Source organism: Neobacillus drentensis (assembly GCF_036962765.1).
GTDB classification, from domain to species: Bacteria; Bacillota; Bacilli; order Bacillales; family Cytobacillaceae; genus Neobacillus; species Neobacillus drentensis_C.
Genome location: NZ_JBALOS010000073.1, coordinates 2,349 through 15,555 on the forward strand (window position 1 = coordinate 2,349; position 13,207 = coordinate 15,555).

Genomic DNA, 13,207 nt, shown 5'->3' on the forward strand with positions numbered 1-13,207 from the left:
GTTCTAAGTGACCGTGAAGGCTAAATAAGATAGAGTTCGGTAACATAAAGAGGTTCAAAACGCCCGTAGAGGGTGACAACCAGAAAGTCCGATCAACCCTCATAATAATAAAAGGCATCCTCCCCAAAAGGTAGGATGCCTTCTCTTCTCTATATTACCTTAACCCATAAGCCTTAATAACTTCCTGACTAATGCTGTTGCCTGCATCATCCCAAGCGTTAGCGCGGAGGGAGACGTAGCTTCCAGGGGTTTTTGGATGGGTAATGTTAGCTGTCCAGCCATTGCCATCACGAACCAACTCTACCTTTTTCCAAGACTTGCCTTCGTCAAAGGAAACTTCTAGTGTAGCACCGTCCACTTTGCCGTTTCCTGGTGCGTCTGCGATCTGAGCAACACTCAAGCCGAGCTTAATGGTACGGCCGGCAATGGCGTTACTGTTCATGTCAGTATCTACTTTATAATCCAACGAAAGCAGCGGTAAATCTGTCTGCCATTCTTCTTGCTGTTTAGACCAGAATGTCCACTCGGTATGCGTACTGACTGAGGTATTCCAGCGTTCCGGATCGCGAGTAGCATCACTGACTAATCGATACTTGGTGTTTTCGGCTGGGTGCTGGATAAAGGAGTAAATCGCCTGTCCTTTTCCTTCCTTCACGAGAGTATTGCCTTGATAAAATTTAAGAGTTTGCGGCCCTGGGTAATTCGAGTCTGAACCCGTGTGCCCTATTCCTGAGTCAGCAAACGCAGGAATATTGAAAATAAAGCTGTTGCCTGAACGATAAGGTACCCAGAAACCGGCACCTAAGCGAGGGCGAACGACTGGGGCAAACCATTCTTCATCTAATTGCTGCCCAGGCTTGTATTTAGCTAAAGGCTGACGTACTTCCCATTCAGCGTCAAGCACGCTTGCCTGATGGTACCAGGATGTGCCCTCCTGAGCCGATACCCATTCGGTTCGAACTGAAGGTAGTGATAGAGTCATCGGGTAGCCTACTCCATTTGGGCGGTATGCCGGGATATCCCAGCGGAATTCCCCACCTGGTGCCTCACGGTCCGATTTATACTGAGTATTGATTTTTACAAGATCCTTTGGTTTTGGTGCATAGGTTACGTCTTTTGGAATTGCATTATGATGGTTATCGACCAGATCATAGACAAATTCACTGTCAGGATTCCCCTTGACGTTCAGTTTGACCTTTCCAGAACGAGCAGCTTTAATCAGCTCTGCGCCATCTGTTCCGCTAATCGCCGCAACCGCGATTGGAACCTTTTCATACTCTTCCGTTCCAGACCATTCACTCAATTCTTGTGGTCCATCATTTACGGTAATTAGTAGTTTCGCTCCGGCCGCTGTCGCTGCTGTCGCACGTTGCGCGCCTGAAACTTCATCACTGCGTTCCACAATTACTGCCTTATCCTTCACATCCAGACCCGAATAATCTTCTGTTGTACCCTTACCTGCATAAACGGCATCTAACACATAATGCCCTTTAAGGAGCGTACTTCCTGCCTGAGGGATATCATCCAAAATTTGGCCTCGGAAGTTAACCGTCAATACTGGTTCGGTTAAACGCCAGCGTGTATTCATCGTGAATTCTCCATCTTTTACTGCTTTTGTTGGAGCAGCGTACATTTTATCGATCCACACAGGCATGAGATAGATGTCATTGACCGGGTTCCCATTAATCGTGCGGTAATATTCCATTTTTCTAAAATTGGCTTCATTCTCGTTTGGCACTTTCGCTGTGATTTCATTGGCCTTCCGGGCATCAAGCTCCACGGTTTGATCGCCATTAAGGTTCACTTCAGGATCACCGACCAGTGCAACTCCGGCGTGGTCAGTATCCGCGTCAACATCCATCAATGACATAACGGAATAGGTGCCTGGTTTTAGGCGCAATTCCTTTGTACCGTCGACCGCGATAAACTGCGGATCGCCATCTTTACCAAGGACGTTAATGTAAGCCAGGGCGGGGGACCCGTCACGGTCAATTGCATTGATGGTAAGTGAATACTTTTCATCTTCTTTAATCATCCCTAACGCTGTATGGGCAACGGTTTTGCCATCTACATTGGCAGAAATCTGCCCTTGATAACGGGCACCAAGAGCGCCAGGCTGCGGGTCAAGTGTCACGGTCACATTGGTACTTCCATTTGCTGGAACGGTCACTTTGTCTGATGAAAGCTTCAGTAATCCAGCAGGGGCATCTGAACCACTGCCATCTGTCAAGGCAGTTGACAGATCCAATGTCACTTCCTTGTCGCTGTCGTTTGTGTAGGTGATTGTCTTCGTAACTGGAACATCGCCTTCATGAGGCCAGTCAAAGAAGCCAAAATCCAATGAACCTGTTGCACGAAGCGTACCCAATGTGGCGGCTGCGACGTCAAGACGTCCAGTTCCACCCTCAAATGGCTTAATATCGTCGAGTTTCTTGGTCGTACTCATCAGAGCGTCTTTCAATTGTGCCCCGGTCCAATCCGGATGACGCTGAGAGAGAATCGCTGCTGCTCCAGCAACATGCGGTGTAGCCATGGAGGTACCATCAAGACTGATGTAAGAACCGCTTCCTTTATTAGCTAGATGGGAGCGTGCCGCCATAATTCCCACTCCAGGAGCAGTCAGGTCTGGTTTTAAACCTGAACTTCCATAACGAGGTCCCCTGGAGGAGAACCAAGCAAGATTGTCTGACTTGTCAACGGCTCCTACGGTAAGGGCGGCATCGGCAGCACCTGGTGAACCAATCCCTTCCGCACCGGTATTGCCGGCAGCGATGACAAACAAAGAACCCGTCTCTTCACTAAGGTTGTTCACTGCTTGTGCCATCGGATCAGTACCGTCACTTGACTCTGAGCTGCCAAGGCTCATGCTGACAATCTTGGCTTTGTGTGCGGCCCACTCCATTCCGTCAATAATCCAAGATTCCAGACCAGAGCCTTCATCACTCAACACTTTTCCTACTAAAAGGTCTGCACCTGGTGCCACTCCTTTGTACTTTCCGTCGGATGCTGCTCCTGTTCCAAGGACCGTGGAAGCAACATGTGTCCCGTGGACATTGCGGTCGAGCGCATCTTCACCCGGAACAAAACTCACCGCTTCTTCCAACTGTCCTGCTACATCGGGATGCTCTGTATCGATACCAGTATCAAGTACAGCTACCTTGACGCCTTTTCCATCATAACCCGCATTCCAAGCGGTAGGTGCTCCAATCTGTGGAACACTTTGTTCAAGAGTCCCTTCGACACGGCCGTCAAGCCATATTTTCTCCATTCCTGGGGTCAATAAAGCTTTTGTTGTCTTGGACGACTGCTGACCTTGCGTAATGTCTTTCCAGAACTTTTTCGCATCTTTCTTATCAGCAGAAAGTGCTACTCCATTAATACTCTCAAGCTCATGCGTTTTCTTGGCCCCTTTTGGGACAGGTTTGGCTGCAGTTGAGCGACCTTTTGCCTCTGCATATTGAACGATAACAGGCAAGGTTGTCTGGTTGGCATCATCATATCCGTCTGAAATGAGGGACGTGACATTAAACAAGTCCTTATCTAAAAAGCCGGAAGCTAAATAAGGCATCGCTTGATCGGGGATTACATAGGTACCCTTTGCTAGCGTTAGGATCCGTGCTCCGCTATGTGCTGGATCAGCGGGTTCAACACTAATAACGCTTTGTCCATCAGCTAGCTCTGTTACAGTGACAACATCGCCGGTAATCAGCGTGATCACATGCTTGTCCTTACTTGCTTTCACATTCATGGCCTGTACATCTGCAGTTGCTGCTTGTCCGTTTGGCGTATGTAAAAGACTCTTGGTCGAGTCATCGGCAAACGCTTGTAGCGTTGGAACGGCGATGAGTGCCGTGGTCAACATAGCTGCAAAATATTTCTTATACGTTGGCTTCCCCATTTTTCACATTCTCCTCTTCTAAAAATTGTAAGTGTTGTTTTTGTGTGTTGAGTTTACTAGAATTGGTTTCCCTCCTTAAAATTGGTGTTGGTTATACAAAGTTCTTTCTAGTTAAAAAGTATAGAGTGGATTTGCGAGACTGTTTATCGGGAAAATTCCTAGTTTAAAAGGAGGAAGGAAATGGGACTATCGATGCTTTTTTGAAGAAAAAAAGGGTACTTTCTTAAACAAATCTTACCTTTCAACTTGGGACAATTTGGTAGAATCGACAAAAAAGGACAACTGCCGCAGGCAATTGTCCTCTCAATATATTATTTTATCGTACTTTAGCCCTACTTAAATCAACGGGCGATCCAATATTGAAAAGATGATTCTTCAGGTGCTGGTTGGCGATCTGAAGATAGTGGTTGGCCGAAGCGAAATCCTGTTTTTCTTCATAATAATCAGCAATGAGCTGTAGATATTTATTTCCTCGTTCAGTGGAAAGATGATTTTCAATAATCGACAGGCCCTGGTTGATTAAATAGGTAATCAGCGCTTTCTGCGAACCAGCTGCCTCTAGGTAAAGGATTTTCAACTCAATATAGCGTGGAGATTTATGATCTTGATTTGAATCTAATCCCTCTTTTAACATTTTCATGGCTTTTTCGTTCTGGCCATCAGCAATCAGCGCCTCTGCCATAGAGGAAATCGTAATATAGTAAGAGGGTGAATCTTTTTCTTTGATTTGAAGAGACTGAGAATAATAGTCTATCGATTCTTCCATCTTTCCTTGTCTGTAGTACAAAAAACCGAGATTATGTAAGGATAATTCCTTTGTCTCTGAATCCTGCAGGATGTCCGCATCATTTAAAATTTGGTCGAGGATTTCTTTCCCTTTTTCAAATTCACCGATATAGATGAAATTAACGGCTAGAATCAATTTGACATAGACAATCCTTAAAAAGTTGTTGGTATTCTGAAAAACTCGTAATGCTTTATAGGCATAATGGATTGATAAAGAATAGTGGCACAAATGTCCGTGCAAGGCCGACCGAAAATAATAATATTCCGTAATCTTGGTTTCATATTGTTCTGCCTGTTCTTCGACACGAGATAAATAGAGGAGGGCTTGAGGGAATTGTTCCACTTTTCCATAATAGATGCCCTGAAGAAGATTCCACACATACTTCTCATAGGGAGAGAATTTTGAGATATACCGATGAATCTCTGTGGAGGACTTTTCATAGGCAGAAAAATCATGCAACAGCAGGTAGTAGCGCAGCATGTATAACTCAAACAAATAAATCATTTCCGTACAATGAATATATTCTTTTTCTAGCTGTAATTCTTTAAATAAAATGGTGGCTTTCTCTTGGTGCATCCTTTCCATCGTCTCGTAAAACATATCCAGCTTCTGCCGTAATAGTTGGCTTTTCTTGCTTTCCTCTTCAAGTGAAATCTGCAATCGATCACATAACATCTGGAGTGTTTTCGGATTGGCTTCTTTTACATTATTTTCAATTTTACTTAAGTGTGTCACCGAGCAAATGCCATGGCAAAGCTGCTCCTGCGTCTTGTTCTGCTTCCGCCGATGATAATAAATCACTTTTCCAATGGACATAAAACGAACCTACCCTCCTATAATTGAAATCTCGCTTACTGAAAATTGCTTCTCATTTTATTATATATGTCGTTGTGTTTATTGAAATAGGATAAGAGTTGCGAAATGACCGAGAAGTAGGAGGGATAGTGACCTATGTGACCGTGATGGTGGAAAAAAGGGGTTAACGGTCACATAGAGAGGGGGTATGTGACCATGATGGTGGAAAAAGAGGAAGTACGGTAACAAAGAGGGGTTTTATGTTACCGTGCAGGTTGAAAAAAGTAAAGTACGGTAACATAAAAGTGACCGTAATAGGGTGGATTTCCTATTTATGATCTAATCCGTAAAAAAAGGAGAAGCCTAAAAACGCAGCGAATTAAATAGGTAATCTATATTAGCGAGGTCAGGATATGCCAACACCAAAACATATTGTTTCAGCTGCAACAATCGTACTTAACGAGCAAAGGGAAATATTATTAATTAAAGGTCCACGAAGAGGATGGGAAATGCCTGGCGGGCAAGTGGAAGAAGGAGAATCGTTGAAAGAGGCAGCCATCAGGGAAACAAAAGAAGAAAGCGGAATAGATATTGATGTGATAAAGTTTTGTGGTGTGTATCAAAATGTAAGTGAATCAATCTGTAACACCTTATTTTTGGGTCGTCCGATCGGGGGAGAGTTAACAACCTCCTCAGAAAGTTTGGAAGTTGGTTTCTTTCCTATTGAAGAAGCGTTGGAAATGGTCACTTGGAATAATTTCAGGCAAAGAATTGAGCATTGTTTAAACGAAAAACTTCATCCTTTTTTTGTTGAATTTTGATAGTTGAGTAAAGTTCATCGATCTCACTTTTAATGGAAATACTAAAATAAGCATTAGTAAAAGTAAAAATAGTAAGGAAGGATAAAGATGCCAAGAAAAGCGCCACTCATTACCGAAGTGCCAGATCAGGAAGAAGCGGATGTTCTTTCGCAAAATGACCAGAAACAAGCAGATGAAATCGATAACCTTACTCGTATGTTAGGAGCTGTATTGAATTACATATCAGATGATGAATTAGAAGAGTTAGATATCGAATCCCTCTTAGATGATACGGAAGGTCTTCGGGAATGGTGGGATCGATATCGAGAAAGCAACAGAAAACAGATTGAGGAAGAAATTAAAAAATCTCTAGGTGAACTCTCTTTGAAAGAACTTGAAAAAATCCGTGAAAAGATCAAAGACAAGCAGAATTAACTGTAATCTTATTACTTTGGTCGCAACTCATCTTTTGCATTCCTTTTTACTAGGGATGCTTTTTTACTTATTTAAGGAAAATTAAGCCTCATATTGCCAATCCTCTATTCGAACTTTGTCTAAAGTGCGTTCAATTATTTTGAAAAAAAACTTGCTTTTAAGAAATAGATTGATTAAGATATAAAACGTAATGATTACGATTTACTCCTATCATTTAGAAACTCTATATCGAGGGGCATAAAGGATGAAGAAAAATAGGCAACCTATATTCTTTAAATCGTAATGGTTTCGATTTATAAAATGAGGTGAAGAAAATGACTGAAAAAATACCAGTTACTGTGCTTAGTGGTTATTTAGGTTCAGGGAAGACAACGTTATTAAATCATGTATTAACCAATCGTGAAAATAAAAAGATTGCCGTTATTGTGAATGATATGAGTGAAGTCAATATTGATGCTTCCATGATCAAACAAGGAGGTTTCTCACGAACAGATGAGAAATTGGTGGAGCTTCAAAACGGATGTATTTGCTGCACCTTAAGAGAGGACTTAATGATTGAAGTTGAAAGGCTGGTTCAGGCAGGGGATATTGACTATATCTTAATTGAATCCTCTGGAATATCGGAGCCTGTTCCTGTTGCCCAAACCTTTACATATGTGGATGAAAATCTTGGCATTAATTTAACCGACTATTGCAGGCTTGACACCATGGTGACAGTTGTTGATGCAAACCGGTTTTGGCATGATTTTTCATCAGGTGAAAGTCTTCTTGATCGAAAGCAAGGAACAGATGAGTCGGATACGCGTGAAGTGGTTGACTTATTAATTGACCAAATTGAATTTGCAAATGTGTTGGTCTTAAATAAAGTCGATTTAGTGGATCAAAAGGGCGTACTAGGACTAAAAGCTGTCCTCCAAAAGCTAAATCCAGATGCAAAAATTATTGAGAGTGCCCACTCAAAAGTCGCATTAAAAGAAATTTTAGATACCCATTTATTTGATTTTGAAGAGGCAAGTCAAGGGGCAGGCTGGATCAAGGAATTAACCGAAGAACATACCCCAGAAACAGAAGAGTATGGTATTTCATCCTTTGTCTATCGCAGGAAAAAACCATTTCATCCACAAAGATGGATGCAATGGTTAGAGGAATGGCCAGTGGAAGTCGTCCGGGCTAAAGGATTCTTTTGGCTTCCAACCCGAAATGATACGACAGGTTTGTTGTCACAAGCTGGACCTTCTATTATGCTTCAGGGAGCTGGTGAATGGCTTGCGGCTTATCCTGAACAGGAAAGAAATCATATCCTTAATGAAGAACCTGAGCTACTGGAAAATTGGGATGATGAATTTGGTGATCGGATGACTGAGCTCGTTCTAATTGGAATTGATATGAATGGCGAAGAAATTAAGGCTTCTTTGGATCGGTGTCTATTGACTAAGGAAGAAATGAAAATGGATTGGACTGAATTTCATGATCCACTTCCAGCGTTTACAGTTTTAGCATAGAAAACAAAATTAGGAGGGAATTAAAATGAGAGTAAAAATCACGTTAGCATGTACAGAAACTGGAGACCAAAATTACATTACCACAAAAAATAAGCGAAATAACCCTGATCGTATTGAGTTAATGAAATACTCACCACGTTTAAAAAGACGTACGTTACACCGAGAAACAAAATAGTCACTCAAGAATCATCAGATTTCATTCAGAGGAGTTATTTCGGCTGCGAAAAGGTGAGCACAATCATCTCACTCTGGTTATGTATTGACTGGATTAAGAACCAGTGAGGACAGTTCAGCAACTAATGGAGTGCTTGTACTGAATTAGTCTACTGATAAAAATAAAGCCCTTCTCATTTTAAAAATAAGAAGGGCCTATAATGTTACAGCCTGATCCTCAACTTTCAAGAAATAGATGTTGTCCAACCGGCAGTTATGATTGCAAAATTTTTTCTACCTTAAACAAAATTAGACCAAACAACATATACTAACAATATGTGGTACACCATAAAGAAAACCGTGACTCGAAAGACACGGTCTAACAAACAACTTTAGTAGTGATTGAGTAATCCATCCTCGTCGGCAAACACAGATGGATTATTCTTTTTGTTTATTTTGTTTGCTCAAGTGACCATCACCTACCTAGTTATTTTGGTTAAAATAAGTTTATTAAGTTTCTAGTACATAAGGTATTTACGGTAATTGTATTGTTTTGATATGCTCTAAATTTCGACAAACCGTTTCCCCTTCAGCTGTTATAAGAATCAATTTGTTATGCCGAACCTTTTGGAGTAAGCCTATTTTTTCAGTATCTTCTCCACCATCTATAATAACTAGTTGATTTTCTAATCTTTTCAACTGTTCATCAAAAGATCTAGCTAAAGGAGTCGATATAGGCACCAGGGGTAGATTTTCCTTGTTTAAGGAATAAGGTATCGTATTAGGGGGATACGGAATTAGCCATTTCACATGATTCATCGAAATAAACATTGTTTTGTACACAGGGGAGTGAAAAACAAAATAGTCGTTCATAATGCTGGTTATATAACCATGAATGGATTTATTCCCTGTGACATATATCTTGACAAACAAACCTTTAGCAATAGTTAATGATTTACGAAACGATATGACATCCGATTCAATTGGTTTTTCTGAAGGTGGGTTATAAGAGGTATATTCTTCTTCTAAACTAGTTTCTTTCAATCTTTGAACATGAACAAATGGAATGTAGAGGTATGAATCGGTTCTGCCATCGTATAAAACAATGATGTCCAGCCCAGCATCTAATAGGATACCCTTGTGAATAACGCCTCCTGAAATTTCAACCTCAATAAATATTCCTACTGAATCTACAAAATCAATAAGCATCTTAATTCTCCCTTTTTCTCAAATTATCGTTGAAGTGTTCCACTAAAGAGCCAAGAGACCCAATAATACAAGACAACTAAGGTAAACAATGTCGCAGGGGGAATAACGACAACTGTGATTTTTATATATTGCCACCAACTGATCATTACTTTCCCTTTCCTTACGATATGCATCCACATCAGCGTAGCAAGCGTTCCCATTGGAAGTAGTAACGATCCCATGTCACTGCCAATTACGTTTGCTAAATAGGCAATTTTCAATTCGAGTAAACTTAGATTCATATGCGTTAACGTGAGTGTTCCAACCATGAGTGCTGGGTGATTATTAAAAAGATTGGAGAGAACAGATAGAAGTACACCCATCATGACACTCGCATGCAGCAGGCTTCCAGAAACGATTGGTTTCATGAATCCAATCAACCAGTCCGTTAAACCAATGTTATTGAGACCGTAAATGATGGTATACATACAAAAGGCGAAAACGATAATATACCACGGCGTTTTTTTGACCATATCGGCAGGGGATATTTTTAAATAAGCCCATCTCCACCCTAAAAGGACAAGCGAGCCGATAACAGCCATAAGAGAGACTGGAATATTCACAAACGAAGCGACAAAGAGGCTAACACGGACAGCGAATACGAACAACAGAACATTTCGCATAAATCTTGAGCGAGCTTTTTCCGAAGCATGCTGAATTCCTATATTTGATTTAAGTGGGTGGTAAGAAGGACTTGTCAGACCCGAAACATTAGTAGGAACTGTTTTCGGCAAGATTCTTCTAAATCGTAGGAACAGGAGAACAACTAGCAAAAGTAAACCAAGAGTTGCTGGAACAAACATCATCGCCGTATGCAAATACAAACTCATATGCACAATTTTTAGAGCGATCAAATTTACAATGTTACTTACACCAATTGGAGCACTCGAAGCAGTCGCAATTAAGGCTCCAGACAGCAAATACGGAATTTTTTGATGGTTTTTTAATCCCATGTTGTTTAATAACATGACTAGAATTGGGGTTGTGATTAAGATACTTCCATCGTTATTGAAAAAGAGTGTCATGAGAAAACATAAAAGATTAACGTACCAGAATAAACGAATTCCTGATCCCTTTGCCATGGCAGACAGTTTTTCTGCCATCCAGTTAAAGAACCCAAAACTCTCTAAGACAATCGCCATGACAATCGTTGCCATAATAGTGATGGCGGCACCACTTATGGTGTTCGTAATTATACCCAGGTCTGTTAATGAAACACTTCCGCTAAGGACGACGATGACCGCACCTATTGCGGCAGGTATGGCTTCATTAATGTTTCTAGGTCTCCAAAGAATAAATCCGAGGGTAACCAAAAAAGTGATGATGGTTATCCAAACGGTTAAATGACTCATATTTTTTCTCCTCTCATCTAGCTAGTTTTTCATGATGTTTCCATGAGACGACCTAACCACCTCACAAACTTAGTCCACACTTGTCCCCCCCCTCCATCTATCCCTCTTGTGAGTTTGTACTGTATGTATATGTATCAAGAGTAAGACAGGCTTTGGGTTTGTACCCTTTTTTCAAAGAAATCAACTAGAGTCTAAATAAATATTATTAGACATTACACCTGCCAAGACAGAAAACAAGCGACAAAAATAAAAAGCGAGGCTTAGTCAGCCACGCTCAATACGGTTTAATCTTATTTTTAACCTACTGCTTTTGTCTTTAAGTAGGCATGGGATTCTTCTAGTTTGATTATCTAAGAAATTGTGAAGAGTTGTGCTTATAATAAACGGGGGCAAGAGTTAAAGAAGAGGCTGCTGTGGCAGGCTCTTTTACTTATGGAGTTAAAGGTTCAAAATAGGTAGAAAAGAAATTCCTTGTAAGATTTTCTTACAAATTAAGTGAAAAAGGTGAGATGAAAGTATTTAATTTAATTGAAGTTTTACATAAATTTATTGGAGGAAAAAAGAATGAATATTGAAGTAAGAGTAGCTAAATTGGATGAAATTCAGACAGTTCACAAACTTATGTTAGATGCTTTTGAAGAATATCGATTCCTTGATGTTCCTTCAAGCGCTTTAAATGAATCAGAGGAAGAATTGCAAAATGCTATCAAAAGTGGCTCAGAGAAGGCGTTAATATGTATGGTTGACGAAATACCCGTCGGTTCATCAAGATTTAAACTAAAGGATGATTCCATATATTTTTCAAGATTATCAGTGTCGCCTCATGCAAGAGGAAAAGGAATAGCAAAGGCAATGTTATTGTGGCTTGAAAATAAAGCGATGGGTTATATTGTTTATAAAGAGGAAGTGGTAACCAATCCCAATGGTTTTTTAGTTAAAACAGTAGTAATGGAAAAAATACTGTAAAAATTTCATTGTGATGTTGGTAGTCCGGGTGTATTTATACGGCCTTTTAGCGATTAAGTGAAGAAATTTAATGATATGAGTTAAATGAAAAAACCGGTCTGTGACCGGAGTATTCTTTAAAGAATTATAGTCTAACCATAACCTCAGTACCGTCCTTAGCTTTGACATCTACCAGCACGATACCCTTATGATTTTTCAGTTCCTTGACAATTAGCTTTAGTGTTTCTTTGTCTATCTGTGGAATGGTAAAGTCCAGTTTTTTTCTTTCGAAGTGCTCTTTTGTCCATTTGTTTGCATGTCGATGAAGAATTTTTGAAGACAAAATGGAAATACCAATGTTTAAAATGGCATATGGAATGGGGAGGGTGAACCGGACGTCTTTTGCTTTGACTTTTAAATGCAGCATAAGCAAATCTCTATTCTATGAAGACAGAAACGGTATCTCCGTTTGCTGACTTAACATCAACAATTTGGCCATCCAATTCGTTTTCGATTGCTTCAATAATAAGGTTTATGTCTATATCTTTTACATATTTTTCGGATTGAGGAATACTAGCTGCGATGCTATGTCCAGCCATTAATACTACCTTGACAAGTTTTATGGGCAAATTGACCGTGACGTTATCATTTTCAGCTGATACAACACGAATTTTTAATGTTTTATCTAAATATTTAGTCGGTTTTTCTAACAGCTTACTTCCTGATTCTTCTTTCTCTTTTAATACTTGGATAAGCTCTGATCCCTTATCTGCATCAATTTTCCCTTCTTGCACCATTGTTAATACCTTTGCAATTTCCTCTTTCATGGTACATTCCTCCCTATTCATCTTTTAATAACTTAATGGCTTCTTCTGGGGTGATTTCGCCATTTTCCAACATGGCGACAACCTTTTTCTCGTCTACTTCATTTTTCTTCTTCTGCACATATCCAAGGGACGATATTATGTCTGTTAGCTTGCCTCGAACCGTTGGATACGAAATCCCCATTTCCTTTTCAACTTCTTTGATATTTCCTCTGCATGTTAAAAATACTTCCACAAAATGAAGCTGATCCTTTGATAATGACGCCAGCTTGGATAATTCAAACTCATTTTCAATCGTTGTGTGACAATGAGAGCACTGCAACTTCGTAATCTTCAGTGTTTTGCTGCAGACAGGACAATTTGTAATTACTTTATAGGCCATAATGAATTCCTTTCTGTTATTTGATTTGATTATATATCAATAAATTCAATTGGTAAATAAGAAACATTAATATTTTTTTATAAAAC

Annotated in this window: 12 protein-coding genes; 5 read left to right on the forward strand and 7 right to left on the reverse strand. The window is 40.2% G+C overall.

Annotation, left to right across the window (positions count from 1 at the left end; translation table 11 throughout):
* Positions 1 to 154: 154 nt before the first annotated feature.
* On the reverse strand, positions 155 to 3,898 hold the full coding sequence (locus V7137_RS10990) for a S8 family serine peptidase (RefSeq protein ID WP_335698125.1): 3,744 nt from the start codon (positions 3,896 to 3,898) through the stop codon (positions 155 to 157).
* A gap of 316 nt (positions 3,899 to 4,214) precedes the next feature.
* Positions 4,215 to 5,501 (reverse strand): helix-turn-helix domain-containing protein, encoded by a 1,287-nt coding sequence (locus tag V7137_RS10995; RefSeq protein WP_335698126.1) that lies wholly within the window; start codon positions 5,499 to 5,501, stop codon positions 4,215 to 4,217.
* 392 nt (positions 5,502 to 5,893) lie between these two features.
* On the opposite strand from V7137_RS10995, the gene V7137_RS11000 reads away from it, so the two are divergent.
* The 4 genes from V7137_RS11000 (at position 5,894) to rpmG (ending at position 8,392) form a co-directional block, all read left to right on the forward strand.
* Positions 5,894 to 6,301, forward strand: a complete 408-nt coding sequence (locus V7137_RS11000) for an NUDIX hydrolase (protein WP_335698127.1) — start codon at positions 5,894 to 5,896, stop codon at positions 6,299 to 6,301.
* An 87-nt stretch (positions 6,302 to 6,388) separates the two neighbouring features.
* Positions 6,389 to 6,715, forward strand: coding sequence for a hypothetical protein (locus tag V7137_RS11005; RefSeq protein WP_335698128.1), 327 nt, complete (start codon positions 6,389 to 6,391; stop codon positions 6,713 to 6,715).
* Between the two features lie 314 nt (positions 6,716 to 7,029).
* The gene (locus V7137_RS11010; protein ID WP_335698129.1) at positions 7,030 to 8,217 is read left to right on the forward strand and encodes a GTP-binding protein; all 1,188 of its coding nucleotides are present in this window, start codon (positions 7,030 to 7,032) and stop codon (positions 8,215 to 8,217) included.
* Positions 8,218 to 8,242: 25 nt separating this feature from the next.
* The gene (rpmG, locus tag V7137_RS11015; protein WP_335698130.1) at positions 8,243 to 8,392 is read left to right on the forward strand and encodes a 50S ribosomal protein L33; all 150 of its coding nucleotides are present in this window, start codon (positions 8,243 to 8,245) and stop codon (positions 8,390 to 8,392) included.
* Positions 8,393 to 8,904: 512 nt separating this feature from the next.
* Here the strand turns inward: rpmG and V7137_RS11020 are convergent.
* Positions 8,905 to 9,579, reverse strand: coding sequence for a DUF2642 domain-containing protein (locus tag V7137_RS11020; protein WP_335698131.1), 675 nt, complete (start codon positions 9,577 to 9,579; stop codon positions 8,905 to 8,907).
* A 23-nt stretch (positions 9,580 to 9,602) separates the two neighbouring features.
* Positions 9,603 to 10,970, reverse strand: coding sequence for an arsenic transporter (locus V7137_RS11025; RefSeq protein ID WP_335698133.1), 1,368 nt, complete (start codon positions 10,968 to 10,970; stop codon positions 9,603 to 9,605).
* A 564-nt stretch (positions 10,971 to 11,534) separates the two neighbouring features.
* Here V7137_RS11025 and V7137_RS11030 point away from each other — a divergent pair.
* Positions 11,535 to 11,936 carry a GNAT family N-acetyltransferase gene (locus V7137_RS11030; protein WP_335698134.1) on the forward strand — a complete coding sequence of 134 codons (402 nt, stop codon included), beginning with the start codon at positions 11,535 to 11,537 and terminating at the stop codon, positions 11,934 to 11,936.
* A gap of 124 nt (positions 11,937 to 12,060) precedes the next feature.
* Here V7137_RS11030 and V7137_RS11035 read toward each other — a convergent pair whose 3' ends face one another.
* From V7137_RS11035 to V7137_RS11045, 3 genes are read right to left on the reverse strand one after another with little or no spacing between them, the layout of a single operon-like run.
* Positions 12,061 to 12,342 (reverse strand): hypothetical protein, encoded by a 282-nt coding sequence (locus V7137_RS11035; RefSeq protein WP_335698135.1) that lies wholly within the window; start codon positions 12,340 to 12,342, stop codon positions 12,061 to 12,063.
* A 10-nt stretch (positions 12,343 to 12,352) separates the two neighbouring features.
* Entirely contained in the window at positions 12,353 to 12,742 is a 390-nt protein-coding gene (locus V7137_RS11040) for an SHOCT-like domain-containing protein (RefSeq protein WP_335698136.1), read from the reverse strand.
* A gap of 13 nt (positions 12,743 to 12,755) precedes the next feature.
* On the reverse strand, positions 12,756 to 13,121 hold the full coding sequence (locus V7137_RS11045) for a DUF2089 domain-containing protein (RefSeq protein WP_218346192.1): 366 nt from the start codon (positions 13,119 to 13,121) through the stop codon (positions 12,756 to 12,758).
* Positions 13,122 to 13,207 lie beyond the last annotated feature (86 nt).

Excerpts from the sequence above, each read along its gene's own strand:
- V7137_RS11010 (WP_335698129.1), top strand. The coding sequence starts at position 7,030 with ATGACTGAAAAAATACCAGTTACTGTGCTTAGTGGTTATTTAGGTTCA.
- V7137_RS11025 (WP_335698133.1), bottom strand. The coding sequence starts at position 10,970 with ATGAGTCATTTAACCGTTTGGATAACCATCATCACTTTTTTGGTTACC.
- V7137_RS11020 (WP_335698131.1), bottom strand. The coding sequence starts at position 9,579 with ATGCTTATTGATTTTGTAGATTCAGTAGGAATATTTATTGAGGTTGAA.
- V7137_RS10990 (WP_335698125.1), bottom strand. The coding sequence starts at position 3,898 with ATGGGGAAGCCAACGTATAAGAAATATTTTGCAGCTATGTTGACCACG.
- V7137_RS11040 (WP_335698136.1), bottom strand. The coding sequence starts at position 12,742 with ATGAAAGAGGAAATTGCAAAGGTATTAACAATGGTGCAAGAAGGGAAA.
- V7137_RS10995 (WP_335698126.1), bottom strand. The coding sequence starts at position 5,501 with ATGTCCATTGGAAAAGTGATTTATTATCATCGGCGGAAGCAGAACAAG.
- V7137_RS11045 (WP_218346192.1), bottom strand. The coding sequence starts at position 13,121 with ATGGCCTATAAAGTAATTACAAATTGTCCTGTCTGCAGCAAAACACTG.
- V7137_RS11000 (WP_335698127.1), top strand. The coding sequence starts at position 5,894 with ATGCCAACACCAAAACATATTGTTTCAGCTGCAACAATCGTACTTAAC.
- rpmG (WP_335698130.1), top strand. The coding sequence starts at position 8,243 with ATGAGAGTAAAAATCACGTTAGCATGTACAGAAACTGGAGACCAAAAT.
- V7137_RS11035 (WP_335698135.1), bottom strand. The coding sequence starts at position 12,342 with ATGCTGCATTTAAAAGTCAAAGCAAAAGACGTCCGGTTCACCCTCCCC.
- V7137_RS11005 (WP_335698128.1), top strand. The coding sequence starts at position 6,389 with ATGCCAAGAAAAGCGCCACTCATTACCGAAGTGCCAGATCAGGAAGAA.
- V7137_RS11030 (WP_335698134.1), top strand. The coding sequence starts at position 11,535 with ATGAATATTGAAGTAAGAGTAGCTAAATTGGATGAAATTCAGACAGTT.